General features: G+C 40.0%; 14 protein-coding genes. 6 read left to right on the top strand and 8 right to left on the bottom strand.

What is annotated here, in order from left to right; genetic code table 11:
* Positions 1 to 2 precede the first annotated feature (2 nt).
* The 7 genes from QQK05_RS00145 to QQK05_RS00115 form a co-directional block, all read right to left on the bottom strand.
* Positions 3 to 707, bottom strand: a complete 705-nt coding sequence (locus QQK05_RS00145; RefSeq protein ID WP_284295308.1) for an energy transducer TonB — start codon at positions 705 to 707, stop codon at positions 3 to 5.
* The gene (locus QQK05_RS00140; RefSeq protein WP_284295307.1) at positions 704 to 1,237 is read right to left on the bottom strand and encodes an RNA polymerase sigma factor; all 534 of its coding nucleotides are present in this window, start codon (positions 1,235 to 1,237) and stop codon (positions 704 to 706) included. Before QQK05_RS00140 ends, QQK05_RS00145 begins: the two co-directional genes overlap by 4 nt.
* Before the next feature lie 38 nt (positions 1,238 to 1,275).
* Entirely contained in the window at positions 1,276 to 1,887 is a 612-nt protein-coding gene (locus tag QQK05_RS00135; RefSeq protein WP_284295306.1) for a TonB family protein, read from the bottom strand.
* A gap of 404 nt (positions 1,888 to 2,291) precedes the next feature.
* Positions 2,292 to 3,188 (bottom strand): pepsin/retropepsin-like aspartic protease family protein, encoded by an 897-nt coding sequence (locus QQK05_RS00130; RefSeq protein WP_284295304.1) that lies wholly within the window; start codon positions 3,186 to 3,188, stop codon positions 2,292 to 2,294.
* 70 nt (positions 3,189 to 3,258) lie between these two features.
* On the bottom strand, positions 3,259 to 6,006 hold the full coding sequence (gene polA, locus QQK05_RS00125) for a DNA polymerase I (protein ID WP_284295303.1): 2,748 nt from the start codon (positions 6,004 to 6,006) through the stop codon (positions 3,259 to 3,261).
* Positions 6,007 to 6,518: 512 nt separating this feature from the next.
* Complete coding sequence (gene gorA, locus QQK05_RS00120) at positions 6,519 to 7,874, bottom strand: glutathione-disulfide reductase (RefSeq protein WP_284295302.1); 1,356 nt, start codon at positions 7,872 to 7,874, stop codon at positions 6,519 to 6,521.
* Positions 7,875 to 7,968: 94 nt separating this feature from the next.
* Positions 7,969 to 12,501, bottom strand: coding sequence for an EAL domain-containing protein (locus QQK05_RS00115; RefSeq protein WP_284295301.1), 4,533 nt, complete (start codon positions 12,499 to 12,501; stop codon positions 7,969 to 7,971).
* Positions 12,502 to 12,725: 224 nt separating this feature from the next.
* On the opposite strand from QQK05_RS00115, the gene prlC reads away from it, so the two are divergent.
* The 6 genes from prlC to ftnA all read left to right on the top strand — a co-directional run bounded on the left by prlC (position 12,726) and on the right by ftnA (position 19,761).
* Positions 12,726 to 14,765 (top strand): oligopeptidase A, encoded by a 2,040-nt coding sequence (gene prlC / locus QQK05_RS00110; protein WP_284295300.1) that lies wholly within the window; start codon positions 12,726 to 12,728, stop codon positions 14,763 to 14,765.
* Positions 14,766 to 14,769: 4 nt separating this feature from the next.
* Positions 14,770 to 15,465: a DNA-3-methyladenine glycosylase I gene (locus tag QQK05_RS00105; protein WP_284295299.1), complete on the top strand. Its 696-nt coding sequence runs from the start codon at positions 14,770 to 14,772 to the stop codon at positions 15,463 to 15,465.
* A 3-nt stretch (positions 15,466 to 15,468) separates the two neighbouring features.
* A complete protein-coding gene (locus QQK05_RS00100) occupies positions 15,469 to 16,254 on the top strand; it encodes a class I SAM-dependent methyltransferase (RefSeq protein ID WP_284295298.1) in 786 nt (261 codons plus the stop codon).
* A gap of 90 nt (positions 16,255 to 16,344) precedes the next feature.
* Positions 16,345 to 18,297, top strand: a complete 1,953-nt coding sequence (locus QQK05_RS00095; protein ID WP_284295297.1) for a methyl-accepting chemotaxis protein — start codon at positions 16,345 to 16,347, stop codon at positions 18,295 to 18,297.
* A 351-nt stretch (positions 18,298 to 18,648) separates the two neighbouring features.
* Entirely contained in the window at positions 18,649 to 19,101 is a 453-nt protein-coding gene (locus QQK05_RS00090; RefSeq protein ID WP_284296407.1) for a peroxiredoxin, read from the top strand.
* Between the two features lie 132 nt (positions 19,102 to 19,233).
* Positions 19,234 to 19,761 (top strand): non-heme ferritin, encoded by a 528-nt coding sequence (gene ftnA / locus QQK05_RS00085; protein ID WP_284295296.1) that lies wholly within the window; start codon positions 19,234 to 19,236, stop codon positions 19,759 to 19,761.
* A 68-nt stretch (positions 19,762 to 19,829) separates the two neighbouring features.
* Here ftnA and QQK05_RS00080 read toward each other — a convergent pair whose 3' ends face one another.
* On the bottom strand, positions 19,830 to 21,341 hold the full coding sequence (locus QQK05_RS00080; protein ID WP_284295294.1) for a hypothetical protein: 1,512 nt from the start codon (positions 21,339 to 21,341) through the stop codon (positions 19,830 to 19,832).
* Positions 21,342 to 21,392: the final 51 nt, after the last annotated feature.

Here is a 21,392-nt window from a genome sequence, read left to right as displayed (position 1 = left end):
ACTTAATTGTGATTAAATTCGAATAGAATTTCCATACCCGTGACACGAGAATTCGATGTTTCGTAGCGCCATTGTCTTAGTGCTTTTTTAGTTTCTCTTAACATCGTCGCATTCGTTGAATTAGAGACAGTTTCTACATTCATCACCTGGCCATCGCCACCAATATCGAACCTTAGCTTGATTTCACCTTTTTTAAAGGTTTGCTTTTTAATCGTTGGTAAGACTTTCAACGTGGGTTGGTAGTCATGGCTTGGTCTCGAAAATCGAGGAGGATTGAAATTTATATTTAAGGCTAAATTTACATTCTCTGGCGTTGTTATATTTGACTCAATATCATCTGAAGATACGTTCTCACTTTTAGGCCTGTTAACCACTGTAGGTTGATCTGGTAGCTCAGGAATTTCTAGCAACTCTTCTGTCACAGGCGCTTCAATAGCAGGTGTGATTTCGACAATCGCGACCGATGGAGAAAGCACTGGTGTTTTAGGTACATCAGGTTGTTTCACCAACTTCACCATAACAGCAAACGTTGCTACTGATACCACAGAACCACCAAGCAATAAGGTCAAAGGTTTGAGCCAATTTTTCGCCTTAACGCTTTCTTTAGGCGAAGGGGTCTCTTCAACTATGGTCTGTGGTACGCCAAGCTGGCGTTTGCGCGCTTGGTAGAGCTTCTTCAACGCTTGGTCAAACTTGTGATCGGTCATAAGTTTTCTCCAAGTAATTGCTTTAATTTACTTTTTCCATACCTTAATCGGCTTTTCACGGTTTCAAAACTCTCATCAGTCAACTGGGCAATCTCGGCGACACTAAACCCCTCTTGTTGGAAAATAATCGCCTCTTTTTGGTAAAAGTTCAGCTGGTTCAACGCTTGGTCAAACAGCCTTAATTGGTCTTCTTGTTCTATGACTTGCGTCAATGATGGTGTGATAATCGCTTGCTCAAGCTCATTTTCAATGTCGAACTTGTTAGACCGTTTAAACTCATCAAGTAATGCATTTCTTGCTATACGAAATAGCCAAGATTTAATCAAGTGATACTCTTTTAACTCGCTGGTTTTCATCACCTTAAGCCAGGTTATTTGTAAAACATCTTTGGCTAGCTCTCGATCAGACAAGCTCATCAAATAATGGTATAAATCGCGATTGTATAGCTCGACAAGGCGAGCCAATGCCGCTCTATCATCATTTTGATGGTAAGCTTTTAGAAGCTCTTCAGGGGTTAATTGAATATTCAACCACCCCTTTACTTTTGACGGTAGCGTTAACTGCAATCTTAGGTACTCTGTTTTTCCATTTTAAAATCAAGTTGTACTGACAAATTTTGTTGTACGACTTGTTGTCCGTTCACGGTTTTGGCTTTATATTTCCATTTGCGTAATGCTTGCTTCGCAGCTTTATTAAAAATTCGCTTGGGTTCTGCGTCAATAATGCGAATATTCACAACAGCACCAATCTCGTTGATATCAAACCCTAACACAACCCAACCTTCTATCCCATTTCTACTCGCATCAACGGGGTAACTTGGATTAACTCTAAAAATCGGTCGAGCACCATTGTCAGCCGGACCAGTAAAGTCGATTGATTTCAAATGATTAGTCAACTTTAGTTCTGGTGAAACATACCCTATGTCAGGAGTAAGTGGTTCAGCTTCATTGATAACCTCACGTTCCATTTCAGGCTTCGGCATAACCTTTGGTGGTTCAATTTTTACCCGTTCAATATCATTCTTTGTACTCTGCGGCGGCGTTTGGTTCACCGTTACAGGAGTGTGTTCAACCGGATCAATAACGGGCGCTTCGTCGCTTGCAACCATAGAAGCCATCAATGCGAATAACCCTAGCGTTATAGCGCTACTAGATAACATAATTACCATCAGTTTTTTCATAGTCACCTCTTCAAATTAATATGTTTAAGGTGTGATCACGTCGCCATCCAATTGGCTTGATGATAAAACGACGGGTAAAAGAAAAAGGGGTTAATTAATTTTCGGCGGAGAAAAATGTAATTTTACAACAAGATTTTCAGAATAAAAAAAAGCCGATGAAGTTATCATCGGCTTATTAGCTATGAGGAAAGCTAGAATATACAATTATTACAACAAGTGTTCGCGTTGAGGAACGATTTGAATTATAGAGTACCTACTCTATCTTTGTAAAGCACTTTTTGTAATTTATTTTCATTTATGTGTTATTTTTTCAAAAAAAATTGCAATTTCAGCTATTTCTTGACCACATAATGAAATAAAGCCACTAAAATTGTGGTTTTATTAATCATTCTAATTCATATGAGCTAATTATTTTCAGGCAACCCAACATGCATATGCCCGCCTTTGTAATCAATGGTCAGTAAAAAGTGTTTGAAGATATCATAACCAATAATCGCTTCAGCTTTACGCCCTCGCATTCGAGTACCTAACTGTCGGTGCTGACTCTCTAGGTTAAGTGTTTCACCGTCTTCAGGAAAAATGACAGGTACGTTATCTAAAGTATAAGGACCAAACTCTAGCCCTGTCGCTGTCGCACTTTCAGTTATCGCTGCACTATTGACTCCAGAAATAATTGTTGAACCATCAACCTTTGAAAGTAGCCCTATTCTTGAGGCTGCGGTGCGCGTTACCAATAAGCCAGCAGTACTTCCGGTATCAAGAAGCCCCCACAGCGTTTGTTCTCCAACCTTCACCTTAACTAAAGGTCTGCCAGAGCCCTTTTGCGCTTGAAAATCGATATTTTTCATCTTTTGTAGGTCGACTGAACCTCTAGAAATTAGGCGCATTTTTTGGTTTGGATAATCGATTTGGACGATAAAAGATGCAAAAAAACCAGCACCAATGATCATTCCACGGCTATGGTGGCCAAGAAAAGATTCAACAACATCATCAAAGTTAACATTTGCACCAAATAAGTTAGCTGATACCTTGTCATATGACTGCCGTCTCTCGACACTAGCCACACCTTTAACAAGAATCTTCTGTCCTTTGACCAAATCCAGCTTATTTTTGCGTAAAAATGCTGTATTGATTCCGTTAATTTGGGCACCTGTATCTAAGATCGCTGTCGTTTCAACGCCTGCTACGGTGATTGGAATCACGATATGACCGTTTTCTAATGTAAAATCAAGCCATTGTGACACTTTTGAGTAAGAGTTAAATGAGATAAAAATTAGAATGAATAAGAGAGGTTTTAACATTGTCGCTTCCTTGCTATGTCTCTGATATCTATAGAGTAAAGGAAGCGACAATTATTGTAAATGTTATGATTTAGTGCGCTTGATCCCAGTTATCTCCTACGCCTGCTTCGGCAATAAGAGGTACTGATAAACTCACCGCGTTATTCATAATATCTACGAGCTTTTCAACCGTCTCATCTAATATGTCTTGATGGATTTCAAAAATAAGTTCATCGTGGACCTGCATTGTCATCTTTATGCGCTCGTCATTTTGCGACAGCAACCAAGCTTGTACCGCAATCATCGCTTTTTTAATGATATCAGCCGCTGTACCCTGCATTGGTGCATTGATTGCCGCTCTCTCTGCCGCTTTTTTTCGTGCTTGGTTACGCGCTTTAATATCTGGCAGATATAAACGGCGACCATATAATGTTTCAACAAACCCTTGTTCACTCGCTTTTTCACGTGTGTCTTCCATATACGTCAACACACCAGGGTAGCGTTTAAAGTACAAGTCCATGTAATCTTGAGCTTGTTTTCGACCAATACCTAATTGTTTAGATAAACCAAATGCTGACATGCCATAAATCAAACCGAAGTTAATGGCTTTAGCACTGCGACGTTGATCAGAAGTAACTTGCTCTAGCGAGACATCAAAAATCTCAGCAGCAGTTGCTTGGTGTATATCTCTACCTTGACTAAAGGCATTAACCAAGCCCTCATCTTGCGATAGATGAGCCATGATACGCAATTCAATTTGCGAGTAATCAATTGCAACAATTTTGTGCTGATCGGGCGCAATAAATGCCTGTCTAATTTTACGACCTTCTGCACTGCGAATAGGAATATTTTGTAAGTTCGGATCCGTTGAAGATAAACGACCAGTTGCGGCAACGGCTTGATGATAAGACGTATGCACACGTCCTGTTTTATCACTGATCATCAAAGGCAACTTATCAGTATATGTTGACTTTAACTTACTCAAACCACGATGTTCCAAGATGAGTTTTGGCAAAGGGTAATCCAATGCTAGCTCTTGCAATACCTCTTCAGCGGTTGAAGGCGCACCTTTTGGTGTTTTCTTGATCACAGGTATTTGCAACTCGTCGAATAAAATTTCTTGTAGTTGTTTCGGCGAACTTAAGTTGAACGCCTTACCTGCGATGTTATGTGCTTCAACTTCTAATTCAGCCAGTCGGCTACCAATGACATCACTTTGTTCATGCAACAAATCTGGATCGATTAATACACCGGTTTGTTCCATCGATGTCAGAACAGGCATTAGGGGTAGTTCAATATCGTTAAATACCGAAAGCTGTTTCTCCGATTTGGCAAGTTTAGGGAATATCGCTTGATGCAGCCTAAGTGTAATATCGGCATCCTCAGCGGCATAATGGCCTGCTTTTTCTATGTCGATTTGATTAAACGTCAGCTGTTTTGCACCTTTTCCGGCAATATCTTCAAACTTAACGGTTTGATAGCCTAAATATTTTTGTGCAAGTGCATCCATATTATGACGTGTTGCAACACTATTTAAGCAATATGACTCAAGCATTGTGTCAAAAGCAACGCCAGCCAACTGAATATCATAGTGACTTAACACATTTGCATCGTATTTAAGGTTTTGTCCTACCTTTTTAATCGCATCATTTTCCAAAATTGGTTTTAAACTAGCGATAACCTCATCGAAGTTTAACTGCGTTGGCGCATCAATATAATCATGTGCAAGCGGTAAGTATGCTGCTTTGCCTGGCTCAACGCTAAACGACATGCCAACAAGCTCCGCCGCCATGTAATCAATCGATGTCGTTTCTGTGTCAAATGCAAAGACTTCTGCAGTTTTGATTTTTTCTAACCATGAATCAAACGAAGACTGCGTTAGAATAATATCGTATTGAGCTTCAATATCTTGAACAGGCGGCTCATCTGATTCTTCTTCAGCAGTTGCGTTTACCGCATCTTGTGCTTTTTCACCTGCAGTGAGCTCAGCTAATAAACGACGCAACTCAAATTTTGTATAAAGTTCTGTTAGCTTTTCAACATTCGCTTCTTTTGGCAGAATCTGCTCAACGGTCTGATCTAACTCTACATCCAATTTAATGGTTGCAAGCTCAAAAGAAAGTGGCAATTGTTCAAGTGCACTTCTTAGGTTTTCACCGATTTTACCTTTAATCTTATCGGCATTTTCCATCACGCCTTCTAGTGTTTTGTATTCTGTAAGCCATTTGACAGCGGTTTTAGGGCCACACTTTTCTACGCCAGGTATGTTATCAACCTTGTCACCCATTAACGCAAGGTAATCAATGATCTGATCAGCTCTTACACCAAACTTTTCAATAACACCTTGCTCATCGAGCTCAGTATTAGTCATCGTATTAATCAAACGAACATGCGGCGTAACTAGCTGCGCCATGTCTTTATCACCTGTTGAGATAATCGTTTCCATACCTAGTTGATCAGCTTGGTGTGCAAGCGTACCAATAACATCATCAGCCTCTACTCCTTCTATCACCAGCATTGGTAATCCCATCGCTTCGATAATCTCATGTAATGGAGCAATCTGGCTGCGCAAGTCTTCAGGCATAGGAGGTCGATTGGCTTTGTATTCTGGATACATGTCGTTTCTGAAGGTTTTACCTTTTGCATCAAAAACAACGACAACATTTGCATGCGGATATTCTTTTTGCAAACTGCGAATCATATTAAGCACACCGGTAATCGCTCCAGTAGGCTGACCATCTTTAGTGGAAAGTGCTTGGAGGTATGGAACATGGTACGCACGGAATAAATATGAAGAGCCATCAACTAAAATCGTTGGGGATAAGTTTGTCTGATTCATGTGTTTGTATTTGGTGACAAAAATAATGCGGTAAGCATGCCACAAACCGCGCCTACTCTCCACCGATATCGGTGTCAGTGGAAATAACTTAGCCAGCCTGTGGATAAGTCTGTGAGAAAGACACGAGAAACGCGACATTCAAATTGTAAAGTTTGATGTCGTGCTATGTACTATGTGATTGATTTTATTTAAAAAAGGTAAGGCAAAGTTCCTTTTTTATACACATTTTTTATTTTTATTGTTTTGTGAATAAAAAATTTTTTATCCATTTTTATTATGTTCATTTTTGCATCAGGTGTGCAAAAAGAGTTAAAAAGATTAACAGAATTAAAGGGGAATACCAGCTTAATGTTAAAACTTTTTTAAAATAATATGAAAGATTCAAAGAACAAAAAAACATAAGCTAGGAAAGACGTGGGATTAGATGAATTACGAAAAAAACGGTAGAAAAAAGCTTACTTTTGACAAGGGAATAAGCTGCTTTACCTACCGCTTTTTAATGGTTTGCCCTACTAGCGCATTGTGACAAATTCTTCCGCTGAAGTTGGGTGAATAGCAACGGTATTATCAAAGTCAGCTTTAGTTGCACCCATTTTTAATGCAACAGCAAAGCCTTGGAGCAACTCATCGCTACCAAAACCAATAGAGTGTATACCAACAATTTTCTCTTCTTTACCGACACAAATAAGCTTCATTCGCGTTGGATCACGAAAGTCTTCGGTAATCGCCTGATAAAGCGCGGTAAATTGTGATGTGTAGACCTTTACTTGTGACTCGCCATATTGCTCAATCGCTTCAGGTTCTGTCAAACCTACCGTACCAATAACAGGATGACTAAACACTACTGTAGCGACATTACTGTAATCTAGGTGCTCATATGGCTTGTTATTGAACAAGCGCTCAGAAAGTCGACGACCAGCGGCAACCGCTGTTGGTGTTAATTGAATTCTCCCCGTATTATCACCTACGGCAAAGATATGTTCGACATTTGTATTTTGGTATTTGTCAGTTGGTATAAATCCTTTTTCATCAAGTGCTACACCAGTAGTTTCAAGGTTAAGGTTATCCGTTGCAGGCTCACGACCAATCGCCCAAACAACTTGATCAACCGGATCTAATTGCTTGCCGTTGTCAAAATGCACAACCAGCTTGCCGTCAGCTAACTTTTCAATTTTGCTCGGTATACTGTGGGTATGTAATGTAGGCCCATGCTTAGCCATTTGTTCTACAAGTGTGTCGCTTAACATTGGATCAAAACCACGCAAAGGTTTTTCCTTACGAACAACTAACTCTGTCTTTGTTCCTAGTGCGCAGAACACGCCTGCAAGTTCAACAGCAATATAGCCAGCACCAATAACAGCAACACTTTCAGGTTGTTTGGTGAGTGCAAAAAAACCATCGGAGTCTATACCAAACTCTGCGCCTTCAATCGTTGGAATTGAAGGTCTTCCACCCGTTGCGATTAAGAATTTATCGGCAGTATATTCGACGCCGTCGACATCAATAGTGTTGGCATTTTTAAATCGAGCAAAACCATTGATCAGGGTCACTTGGTTAGAATCAAAACCTCGTTGATATGCAGCATGGATTCGCTCAATGTAGGCTTCTCTATTGGCGACCATTCTTTCCCAGTTGTAACCTTGTTTCGTTAGGTCAAAACCATAGTCATGGCCATATTTAATTGCGTCAGCTATTTGCCCTGCATACCACATCGCTTTTTTGGGTACACAGCCAACATTAACACATGTTCCGCCTACCGCTTTTGCTTCTACAATTGCAACTTTCTTACCGTACATTGCAGCACGATTAGCTGAAGCAATGCCACCACTACCGCCACCAATGGCGATATAGTCGAAATGATTAGACATAAAGAAACCTTATTTAATGAGTGCCTTTGGCTAATAGTTGGGTATAAAAGTGAGAAAAACAAGGCAACAAGGAAAGATAAGCGATTAATTTTTGTTAAGTTGTCGCTACAAAATTCTCACTAACCACTCTTGAATCTATCTCGATCGCAGGTACAGGTTTGCTAAAGAAGTAACCTTGGATATATCGACACCCTTTCTCACGCAAGTAGTCTAATTGTGCTTGGGTTTCAACACCTTCAGCAACACAACGCATATTCAAGCTACTTGCTAAAACAAGTGTCGCATCAACAATTGCCTGGTCGGTTTCCTCACAGCCAATGCCTGAAATAAAGCTACGATCTACTTTGATAATATTAAGTGGTAGTTGTTTTAAGTAGGCTAATGACGAGTAACCGGTACCAAAGTCATCAAGCGCCAATTCAACGCCAAGTTTATTGAGTTCCAACATGGTTTGCGTTGCTTTTTCAGGCTCTTTTATCAAGGCTGATTCAGTTACTTCAATTTTCAACGCTTCCGGTGGCAAATCAAATTTTGTTAAAAGATCATTAACATACAAGATCAAAGACTGATTATGAAAATGAGTAGCCGATACATTTAACGATAGATACATTGATTTATTATGTGCTCGCCAACCCCTGAGATCTTTTAATGCAACCTTTAATGATTTCCATGTCATTTCACCAATCAAACCTAGCTCTTCCGCCATAGGAATAAACTCAACAGGAGGAATCATCCCTTCAGGCGTTGGCCAACGAAGTAATATCTCTACGCCAACAGTCTTACCTGTTTCGGCATCAATAATAGGCTGATAATGATTAACAAATTTGTTCTCTTGAACGGCTAGTTTCAAATTGGCCTCTTGCCTTACTCGCTCTGCAACTTGCGCATTCATTTGCTCGGTAAAAAATTGAAAATGATTTCTGCCATTTTGCTTCGCATGATACATAGCGATATCAGCACTGCGTAATAACTCAGCAGAGTCTTCAGCATTTTCTGGATAAATTGCAATGCCTATACTGGCACCTATTGTCACGATATGTTCAATGAGTGTAACGGGTTGGGCCAAACTTTCGATTACACCCTGTGCTATCCGAGCGACATCTTCAGCTTTATCGTAATTTTCAATCAAAACAACGAACTCATCGCCACCTAAACGAGCAATGGTATCTTCCGTTCTCAACGCATTTTTTAGTCGCTCCGTGACAACTTTAAGTAACATGTCGCCATAATCATGACCTAAGCTATCGTTTACTTGTTTAAATTTGTCTAAATCGATAAACAGCAATGCCATTTCCGATTTATCGCGTTGCACCATGGTCATTGCATGTTCAATTCGATCAAGCAAAAGCGTTCTATTTGGCAGGCCCGTTAAATGATCGTAGTTCGCCATGTACCTTAGCTCTTGTTCTGCATTTTTTTGAGCCGTAATATCAGTAATCAAGCAAACATAATGTTGTTGCTTATCGAGGTGCGATTCGCCCACGGTGATATTGATTAACACATGGTATTCTTTACCGTTATCGAGTGTAACTAACTCATCTCCACGCCAGCTCTCCCCCGGGTTTAGACCACGAATTAATTCGATATAAAAATGTCGCTTTGTTCGAGGTAAGGTTTTTGCGAAGGTTTCAATCGGTAGATCTTCTGCATGCCAACCAAAAACATCCCGAATGGCTTTGTTAGCCATTATTTTAGTCAGGTTGTGATTAATAATAACTACCCAGTCTTTTGTTTGAGCAAATGCTGCGCCATAGTATTGGGCGCGCTCTTCTTCCGCACGCGTTTCAGTTATGTTGGTATAGGAACCTGTGACTCGGCTTGGTTTTCCATTGATATCTAACGCCACAATTTTGCCTAAATCTTTAAACCAAAACCAGTGACCAGATTCAGACTTCAACCGATAAGTACATGAAAAGTTTTCATTTAAATCAGCACGCTGCAAGAATTTTTGCCAAGCACTTATAAACTCCCCTTTATCTTCCGGATGGATCAAATCGATATGCTGAGATAATTGATAGGCACTTTCCGCGTATTTGTAGCCAAGTTCTTGATTAATGCGGTTTGAAAACAGTAAATCTTCGGCTGCTTGCCAATCCCAAACGTCGCTGTTACTTCCTTTGAGGGCTAGTTGTAAGCGGTTTTCTCGATATTTTACTTCTTCGTGTGCTTCAATTAACGCTAATTGCCTCACACGACGGCGATAAATAACCGTGGATAATGTGGCTAATATAACAACACTATAAATCAAATAGGCTACGGGTGATTTCCATGGCGCGTATGAAACATGAAATTTTACATAATAAGGCTCAGATGGAGCACCTGTGTCAGGTGAAATCGACTGCACTTTTAGCGTATGTGATCCAGAAGCCAAACGCGGAAATACAATGAAATTATCATTAGTTGGAGGAAAGACAACCGGTTCTGGTCCAGATAATTCATACAAAAACTTCTGTTCACCAATATTTAAATAGTCGAAGTCAGTAAAAGATACGCTGATACCAATATCATCATAATTTAGGTCAATGACAGACTGGTTTTCAGAATACAAAGGAAAAACAATATCTGATGATAAAACATTAAAGTTAGATATTTGAATCGTAAAGGCGTTACGATTAATCGCATCAGTCTTAAGTAAACTTGGCTCTATGATACTTACACCAGCAGTCGAGCCAAAGGCAATATGACCATTGTCCAATTTAAGTGCCGCACCTAAATTGAATTCGTTGCCAACTAAACCATCAAAATCATCGAAATGACGAAGAACTTTAGTTTCGACATCGACAACATAAACACCATTATGACTGCTAAACCAAATATCACCGTCTTCATCGGGTATAAGTCCATAAACATTATTGTCGATGCCATGGGTCTTATTATTGAAGACAGAAACCACTTCGTAGGTATCACGATCTAGTACAATAATGCCATTACTCGTCACCGACAGCCAAATTTGCCCAGCACTATCAATAAAAGACTTTAAAAAGGGCTGCCACTCATTGGCTTGAGCATAAGGATTATCATAAACTTTTTTTATCTCTCCGCTGCTCTTATTAAAGTTATAAAGCGCCTGACCACTGCTCAACAAATAATTGCTTTCATCAAGCTTTTGAAGCACGCCTTGGAGTGTGTTTTTTATTCCCTGATCAGCAAAATCATACTGACGGACCACCTTCAACGCTTTAAAGTCAATGAGATATAACTTTTCTAATTTGGCTAACCATGCAAAGCCATCATTTTGAAAATGCAAAACAAAATAATCACTATTTAATAGCTCACCAACAGCGGTATCTGGTTGAATTTGATTTCTATAACCTGTTGATATGTTTAAAATATAACTTTTTTGTCCACTGACAACGAGCAAGTCATCCGGCGTAACAAAATTTAAATCAAAAATATAATTTTCATCATATTGAAAGTTGTTCGACAGATCCTGAAAGTAATGCTGATACACGCCAGTATTCAGGTTCTTGCGCGCAACACCGTAGCTAGTAGCAATCCAAACTTCATCTGGGTATTTAGGTGATTGTGCAAAGGACCATACATCTGAGCTAGGGAGCCCCGTTATTGCGTTCTTCTCATGGTAAGTATTCTGGATGGCTTTATTGCCTCGATTAACAACGAGCAAACCACGCGAACTCGTGCTGAGCCACAACCTTTTTTGGTGATCGACAAAAACATGGATCAGCCGCTCGTCGCTCACTTTATCTGATAAGGTGTTTGCAGAAGCAAAGAGTTTATACTGCTTTGTCGTCGTATCGTATGTATACAATCCCCTTTCGTCTGCGATATACAAGACGTTATCTTCATATTGCAACTTCCACACTGAAGCCGCTTCGTCTATTTGACGATAATGGTAATTTTCTTTGTTGTTTGACGTTACCAGCGTGTCAATGTTGGCTGAATAAACGCCACGAAACGTACCCAAATACAAGGTTTTTTCATTAATGACTAAACTAAAGATTTTATTTGCTTGCTCTACGGAAGGGTCACTTTGATCGATGTGACCTAATACCCTAGGTAGCCGTGTCACGGAAAGTGTCGACAAGTCAAAGAAAAATAGGCCTTCTCGCGTCCCTATAAAGACTTTTTTGTCTTGGATAGCAAGGCTATACATTGCCCTATCGTCTTGAATATATTTTTCAAACGTAGTTAATGTAGTCACTTGCTTGTTATCAATATTAACTGCAAACAACGAATTCGTTGTTAAGACTATTAGCTGATTTGTCTTGGTAGGAGCTATCGCAACTATTTGCGCCTGCTGTCCATTATCGGAGATGTCTATTTGCTGATAATTATTTGTTATCGGATCGTAAAATAGAAGGCCTTTCTCCAAGAAAGCCAACCAAATATTTCCGTTCGTATCTTGGGTAACATCGACAGCAAAACTATCAGCGAAATAATTATCTGGCCCATTTAATGGCCTAAAGCGGTAACCGTCATAAATATCGACGCCATTTTCGTTAAGCACCCAGACGAAACCACGGTTATCTTGAAAAACTTTGTCAACAGTGCCTTGACGTAAGCCAGAATCAAGATCTAAATGCACAACTTTATGATGACCAGATGCAAAAGCACTCCCCATCACAAACAACAAACTGAACGCTAAAAACCTACAAAAGAGTGTCACTGATAACCTATCACCTTAACCATATTTCATACCGTTTTTACACTGCATGAACACCGTTAACCCAGTTGTAACAAAACGTTACAACCATTGGGTCATTATACACAAAAGGCAAATCAAGCCCAGTTTTTGAGCGATCAATTATTCACTACGAATAATCACAAGACTTGAATTTCTGTAATCAAATCACTACATATAATGATAACTCAGATAACAAGAATGTCATTATGTCTAACGTATCACTTACTACCGATTTATTACCTCGTTTTTCTCAAATCTCACCAGATACTATTAAGCAAGATGTGCAACAAGCCATTGAGCACTGCAAAAATACGATTGAGACTGCATTAGCAGATCAAAGTCACTACACGTGGCAAAACTTAGTCGTACCAATCGATGAGGCAGACGATCAACTGAGCCGACTCTGGTCTCCTATTGGCCACCTAAATTCAGTAAAAAGTAGTGATGAGTTAAGAGAAGCCTATGAATCGTGCTTGCCTCTTTTATCTGAATATTCAACTTATGTGGGACAACATACAGGTTTATATAAGGCGTACGAATATATTGCGAATAGCGAGGAATTCAAACAGCTTAGTCAACCAAAACAGAAAGTCATTAATGACGCACTTCGTGACTTCAAATTATCCGGTATTGCACTGAGTGAAGAAAAGCAAAAACGTTACGGAGAGATCGTCAGCCGATTATCAGAACTTGGCTCGACGTTCAGTAATAACTTGCTCGATGCAACACAAGCCTTTTCAATTAATATTACCAACGAAGATGAGCTTTCAGGCTTACCTCAAAGTGCAAAAGATGCAGCGAAAGAATTAGCCAGCAGCAAAGATAAACAAGGTTGGTTGTTCACACTCGACTTTCCTAGTTATTTGCCAGTAATGATGTACGCAGACAATGACGCTTTACGTGAACAAATGTACCGTGCTTTTGCTACGAGAGCATCAGATCAAGGCCCAAATGGCGGTGAGTATGACAACTCACAAGTAATGACTGAAATATTATCTTTGCGCCATGAATTAGCTACGTTGTTGGACTTTAGTAACTTCGCTGAAAAATCATTGGCGACAAAGATGGCAACTTCAACGCAAGAAGTATTCGACTTTCTAAACAACCTAGCGGATAAATCAAAAGCCCAAGGCCAAGCCGATTACGACGAGATCATTACTTTTGCAAAAAACAAATTTGGCAAAGATAACCTACAAGCGTGGGACTTACCTTATTACAGTGAAAAGCTTAAGCAAGATAGATATGCCATTTCTGACGAACAATTGCGCCCTTACTTTCCTGAGGAGCGCGCGGTTAACGGTCTATTTACCGTAGTAAATAAACTGTTCAACATCACAATTGAGCCACGAGATAATGTTGATACTTGGCACCAAGATGTGAAGTTTTTCGATATTTTCGATGATACTGGCGCGCTTCGAGGAAGCTTTTATCTAGATTTATACGCTAGAGAGAAAAAGCGCGGTGGAGCCTGGATGGATGAATGTATTTGTCGTCGTGAGCTTACTGATGGCACTATCCAATTACCGGTTGCTTACTTAACCTGTAACTTTAACCGTCCAGTAGGTGATAAGCCGGCATTGTTTACTCACGATGAGGTGGTTACGCTGTTTCACGAGTTTGGACACGGAATCCACCACATGCTTACGCAAATTGGTGATAGCGGTGTATCAGGCATTAATGGTGTTCCTTGGGATGCTGTTGAGCTACCAAGTCAGTTTTTAGAAAACTGGTGTTGGCAACCAGAGGCTCTCGCATTTATTTCTGGTCACTATGAGACGAATGAGCCGTTACCACAAGATTTACTTGATAAAATGCTTGCCGCCAAAAACTTCCAGTCTGCTATGCAAATGTTGAGGCAGCTCGAGTTTAGTTTGTTTGATTTCACCATGCACGCTAACTATTCGCCTGAAAAAGGCGATGAGATTCAAGCAGTGTTGAACGAAGTACGTAAGCAAGTTGCGGTAATCAAGACACCTGAGTTTAATCGATTCCAGCATAGTTTTGGTCATATTTTCGGCGGTGGCTATGCCGCAGGTTATTACAGCTATAAGTGGGCAGAAGTTTTATCAGCAGACGCTTTTTCAAAATTTGAGGAAGATGGCATATTCAATCAACAAACGGGTCAATCTTTCTTATCGAATATCCTAGAGAAAGGTGGCTCACAGGAGCCTGCCGAATTGTTCGCCGCATTCCGTGGTCGAGCACCACAAATTGATGCGCTATTGCGCCACAGCGGGATTGAATAGTTATATGGCAGCAGAATCTTTTGAGCAGTTACTCACGCGAGCATCAAAACGTAAAGGTGGCATTGAAAACGTCACTTTACTCATTGGTGATGCTCCTAATGAGCAATTACTTAGCAAACAAGGTGACGACCGATTTTTAGCCCACTTTACCAAAAAGGTCTTTCAATCAGGGTTTGTCTGGCGCGTCGTTGAAAACAAATGGCCAGATTTTGAAGAAATATTCTTCAATTTTGACATAGAAAAGATACTCATGATGCCAGAGGAAATGCTTGAACGTAAAGCAAGTGATCCAAGGATTATTAGGAATTTCAATAAAGTAAAAACAATCAAAGCAAATGCTCAAATGATTTTCAATGAGCAACAAAATGGCCATTCATTTGCAAAGTTTATTCAAGAATGGCCAAGCAATGACACTGTTGGTCTTTGGGCATTTTTAAAAAAAGAAGGTGCTCGCCTGGGTGGGAACACCGGAGCATATGCATTACGTACTTTAGGAAAAGATACATTTATCATCTCCAGAGATATTGAAGCATATATGAGAGCTCATGAGGTGATAGACGGTGGCATTAATACCAAATCTAGCCATAAAGCGATTCAGCAATGCTTTAATAGATGGCATGAAGAAAGTGGTTTGAGCTATCAACAGTTAAGTAGATTAGTTGCACTGGCAACTGGCGATAACAGCGTACAGGTTGAGTAATTAATGCCTAAAATAGTCCTAGGTTACTGCGATAAAGTTGATGTCGACCTCGCCAAGAAAATTGCTCAACAATGGCAATTTGAATATATCGGTGATGTTGCAGCAATCAAGCAACGTGATGATATAGATTTTTTACTGCAAGTTGACCAACAAGTACTATCACTTAAAAAGCTCGACGAGCCCAAATTAGGTGGTATTGTTGTTGATTTTGTCGAGGGCGCCAGTGCGCACAGAAGAAAGTTTGGTGGCGGCCGAGGTCAAGACATCGCTAAAGCTGTTGGCCTAAAACATGGCTTCACACCAAGTGTTTTGGATGCCACTGCGGGACTAGGTCGAGACGCGTTTGTTTTGGCTAGTTTAGGTTGCAATGTCACGCTCAATGAGCGTGTACCGGCTGTTGCTGCACTGTTGGAAAATGGCTTATCAAGAGCAAACTTATCAACTGAAATCGCTCCCATTACGAAAAATATGGTGCTTCGACATGGCTCCTCTATCGACGCAATGACTGCGTGCGGGGAACATGATGTCGTTTATTTAGATCCAATGTATCCTCATCGTGAAAAGTCAGCCGCAGTTAAAAAAGAGATGCGAGTGTTCCAAACACTTGTTGGTGAAGACTTAGACGCCGACGATCTTTTTGAACCCGCGTATGCGTTAGCCAAGTATCGTGTCGTTGTGAAACGCCCGAATTACGCTGACTTTATTGCAGGAAAGAAGCCTAGCATGAGTATCAAAATGAAGAAGAATCGATTTGATGTTTATGTCAAACAAGCAATACCCAAAGGTTAATTGCTGATCTTATTGAACAATGTAATAAATTTGTAATATTAACGAAACAAAAATGACATAAAACTGCAGGAAAATATCTACATTCAGAACATGGAGTTTCCTGCATTGCGCGTCTCATCTTTTTCTCGGCTATCCGTTATAGCGATTAGCATTTTTACCCTGCTATTTTTCGTCGCTATGTATCATGTCGCATCAACGCTATCGAGCAGTAAACTCAAAGTAGAAACCTATCAAGCGGTAAAGACCACCACCGAAGTAGATTTTTATCGCACGATCGCCAACTACTTGAGTACAGGCGATGCAAGCTTGCTGACTGAAGCAGAGACTTATTTATCTCGTATCCAGTTACTCGCAGGTGAATTAAATATCGATAGTTTTTCTTCGCAATTGAACCAACAAGCCGCTCAATTGAAGGAAGATTTGAATTTAAAATATCGTGCAATGGGTAAGCAAAGTGGTGATCCTATGGTCTTGCTCAGAAACAGTGAGCAAGGCATGTTGGCAAGTAACCAGATTCTGGCTGAGTATGCCCTCACAAGTACCGAAATTAACGAACAAACCCGAATTCAATACCTATCGACGGTTCAGAACGTACATCACGCCCTTACGCAACTTTCTCTGCAACGTGAAAAGCTGTTTATAAGCCAACAACCAAACCAACAAGCAATAAATCGGGAGATTTCTAGTATTGCCCAATTGTTACGTCAATTAGGGAGCTATCCATCACTAGAGATATTTGAACAATCAGAAAATGATGAAGACGACTTGTTACTTGATGACGATGAAGACAGCACAGAGCTAAGCCAGGAAGCCATTGATGAACTCAATTCTATCCTCAATCGCTATCAAACCGATATTCGCAATACCGTTTCGCAAATTAACCAACGTGAACAAGGGTTGAGTGTATTGCAGGCTGATGTGGCTGGTTTAGAAGCAACAATCAAAGCGAGTGAATCGGTGATCATTGCTGAGCAAGAGCAAATCAATCAACAATTACAGATTATTGTAATTGTTATGCTTGTCTTTCTAACTTCATTCTTAGCGGCAAATTACTGGTTAATGCGCTCTGTTGTTCTAAACCCATTACGAAAACTTCGTGATGCGTTTGTATCACTTGTACAAGAAGGCAGAGTCGATAACATCACAGGGATATCAGTGAAAACAGAGTTAGGCGAGATATCATCAAGTTTCAACCAAATGGTAAATAAGCTTGCCGATGAAGATAAGCAAAAAGCGGAGCAGCTCTCATTGGTTGCAAACGCAATGCAAACGATGGAAAGCCAAGCATATCAAATCCTAACGTCATCAAGCTCAACCTCAGAACAACTTACTGCCGTCGATCACATCATGGGTGAATTATCACGCGTAACCGATGTAGTGAACACCCTATCTCATCAAGTTGTAGAAAATGCTCAAGCGACACAAAAAGCAATGGATGAAAGTCAACAAATGGCGACTGAAGTATTGACCGCAAGTGACGCCACTAATGTTGCCGCAACGTCAGGTAAACATGCGATAAGCTCTTTAACACAGTCGGTAGATTCAGTTGGTGTTATCGTTGATGTAATCAGCTCTATTGCAGATCAAACCAACTTACTTGCATTAAATGCAGCGATTGAAGCAGCCAGAGCTGGTGAGCATGGTAGAGGATTCTCTGTCGTGGCAGACGAAGTCAGACAGTTAGCGGGCAAGACTCAAGAGTCGCTAAAACAAGTCAGTGAACGATTGGAACAACTCAATCAAGCAAGCCAAGATTTAACATCAACTATCTTCGACATTGAGCAAGCATCTAGCAAGCAAAAAGACATTGCATTGTCCTTGAAAAACAATGCTGAAGTTGTTGTTGAGCAAGCCATTACTTCAGCGCAAGTTTCCCAAGATTCACTTTCTCATATTAACGAGCAGCGATCTCAGTTTACTCGATTTGAAGCCGCCATGGAGCAAGTTAGCCAAGAAGTGAACCAATCTAAGTCACGCGCTCAAACCATTTCAGATGATGTCGCTCAACAGGTTAAAGATATCAGCAAAACCCTCAATATCTAGTTAACACAGTGAATGCAGATCTGCACTGGCCTAGTGCAGGTCAGCGTCTTTTCAACTACAATTAACTCATTATTTATCTCTACCTTCTTGCAATTAATTTACAGTGATTCTGGTCACTTTTCCTGTAGATTAACGTATACCAAGAAGCCATTGTGGAGGTCTCGCATGGCTAAATCACTTTGTAAATGGAAGAAAAAAGATATCGAAAAAAACATTCATGAGTTAATTCATTTACTTGAAAAACCAAGGTTTGTTTGCAAGGATTGCGCTCGATGTGCACATGATAAAGGCTTTTTGTGCAAGCCGATAAAAATGAAATAAAGAGTAATGATGATCAAATTAAACGACAAAATGCCAATCGGCCATTTACAACAACTGGTGGATGGCAACATGGAAACTCATAATACGCCCGAGTTATTTGCTAATCGTAAGACGGTATTATTTGCCGTACCCGGGGCATTCACTCCTACCTGTTCTGCAGCTCATTTACCAGGTTACGTTGTTAAAGCTGATGAACTATTTGAAAAAGGCGTAGATCAAATTATTTGTCTCTCAGTTAACGACGCCTTTGTTATGGCTGCATGGGGCGAAGCACAAAATGCTGAACAGATAATGATGCTTGCCGATGGTGATGGTAGCTACACTAAAGCACTTGGGTTGGAAATGGATACCGCTGGCTTTGGTGGATTGCGCTCAAAGCGTTATGCGATGATCATCGATAATGGCGTCATTACAAGCTTATTCATTGAAAACCCTAAAGAATTTGAAGTAAGTAAAGCTGAAGTCGTGTTAAACGATTTATAAAAAGACTGTAAATAACAATAATTATCATTATAAACCAATGTTTTTATTGCCTTTTTTTGTGATCTTTTGGTTGTGATTGATCGTAATTATTGGCAGAATTCCGTTTATATTTCTTAGAAAAGCGAGAGCATCATGTTAAAGCCGGAAATGGTTGAAAAACTTAACGAACAAATTAACTTAGAATTTTTCTCTTCAAACCTATATTTGCAAATGAGTGCGTGGTGTGAAGATCAAGGCTTTGAAGGTGCTGCTGAATTCATGAGAAAGCACGCAATTGAAGAAATGGACCATATGAACCGTTTGTTCACATACGTGAGTGAAACAGGTGCACTACCAATCATTGGTACGATTGAAGCGCCAGCTCATCAGTTTTCTTCGTTAGGTGAAGTATTCGAAGAAACTTACAAGCACGAATGTTTAGTAACAGAGCGTATCAATGCTTTAGCGCATGCAGCTTTCCAAAGCCAAGATTATTCAACCTTTAACTTCCTACAATGGTATGTTGCTGAGCAACATGAAGAAGAGAAGCTGTTTAAAGGTATCCTAGACAAACTTGAGCTTGTAGGTGATAACGGTCAGGCATTGTTCTTTATCGATAAAGACTTAGCAGAACTAGCCAAGACAGGCTCACCAAGCATTATGACTGACGCTGGAGCTTAACTCAGTACCAGCATCCAAAAAAAGGCTTCTTATTAGAAGCCTTTTTTATTTACTTTACGTTACTGTTCTTATTCTTCGCTTGATGTTTGTGGTAACAATGTCGCCTTAAAGCCCGTCGGCGCGTTATCGTTTTGCTCAATAACCAAAAACAGATTGGTGGAAGACTCATCTAACGTTAGTTCAAAATCCGATAATATAACTTCGCTACTACTTTCTCTTGCCACTATATACACTTGATAGGTGTTGTTGTTTAACGTCACGCTACTCGTATCAGCAAAACCAGCAGATATTTTATTTTCTGCATTAGAAATAGTTTCGTTGGCACGAACAAAATAAGCTGTCACTGCGCTATAAAGTTGATCATCAACGAGGTTTATCATCGTAATCTGTTGGCTATAAAGCCCCGAGAGCAAACTATGTTCAACGGCGAGGCTATGAATATTTAATTCAATTTCATCAACCTGACCATCTCCATCTTCGTCAACATCCCCGTCATTATCATCATCAACATACTCTTCGTCGCTAAACAGAAATACCGTTTTCACACTATTTTCAGGTAATGAAATCAAATGGTTTTTCATTAAGAATAGATCAACATCACTGGCTTTAACACCTAAGCTAAAGTCACCATTTTCGATCGTCTTGGCCACACTTGTATTGCCATAATTAAGCGATTCTATTAATGGCTCTGACTCTGTATCGTCTAGGTAGATATCAATTGCACCATTATAGTCAGGCAATAAGTCAGTATTGGGTGTCACCGCGTTATATATTGAAAGCTGTGCTTCAGCATTGACATCAGCAAGGGCTGTACTCGACGAATTTGAGATGCGATCAACAATAAATGGTGACAGGCTGCTACTCGGGTTTTCTCGGATTGCCAGCAGGTATTGCGCTGAGTATGAAAACGCTATTTCTTCAGATTCAAATACCACATCCGTCATGCCACTTTCTGTTAAATAAATAACGTAGCTACCCTGCTCTAACTTTTGATTCTCTACAAGCGCTTGATAACTAGCAGTATCAAACAAAATTGCTTCATTAAATGTTTCATCAGGTTTTGAATAGTAAACATCAACGGCAACACCCTGAGTATTTAACACGCGTAGATTAAATAAATCGTAGGTATCGTCGTCTTCATCATCAATAATTGGATATTGATAAACATTTATCGAAGGTGACTGAATATCACCATCAATCACGACAAAGTGCATTTGCTCTTTTTCAACGAACAAGTCTCCTTGTTCAATAACCTCGAGTTCCGAGCGCTCTGAGCTATCGCCATCTTGCCACGCTAATTCATAAAAATAGTCACTCGCACTATATTGCGCATAACTGAGTACCTCGCCATAGCCAAGTGCATTATAGGTAATTTCCACCTCATCAGTTTCACTTGTCTCTAGGTTTTCATCTACGGTAAAGATAATGTCTGGAGAATTACTGGAGGCATTGTAAAACTTCACATAACCAACACCATCATCACTACTACTAGAACCACATGCATAGACTAAGCTTGATAAAGCAAAAGTTATCGCCATCTTTCCTGCCGTAAAACAGGAATTTCTATTTAATTTGAACACGTACTACTCCCAACTAGGTAAGTTAATCATTTATTGTTAGTGACGTATCCG

It is taken from the genome of Thalassotalea loyana, from assembly GCF_030161435.1.
In the GTDB taxonomy this organism is placed as follows: domain Bacteria; phylum Pseudomonadota; class Gammaproteobacteria; order Enterobacterales; family Alteromonadaceae; genus Thalassotalea_G; species Thalassotalea_G loyana.
This window is presented reverse-complemented; position numbering and strand designations above follow the sequence as displayed.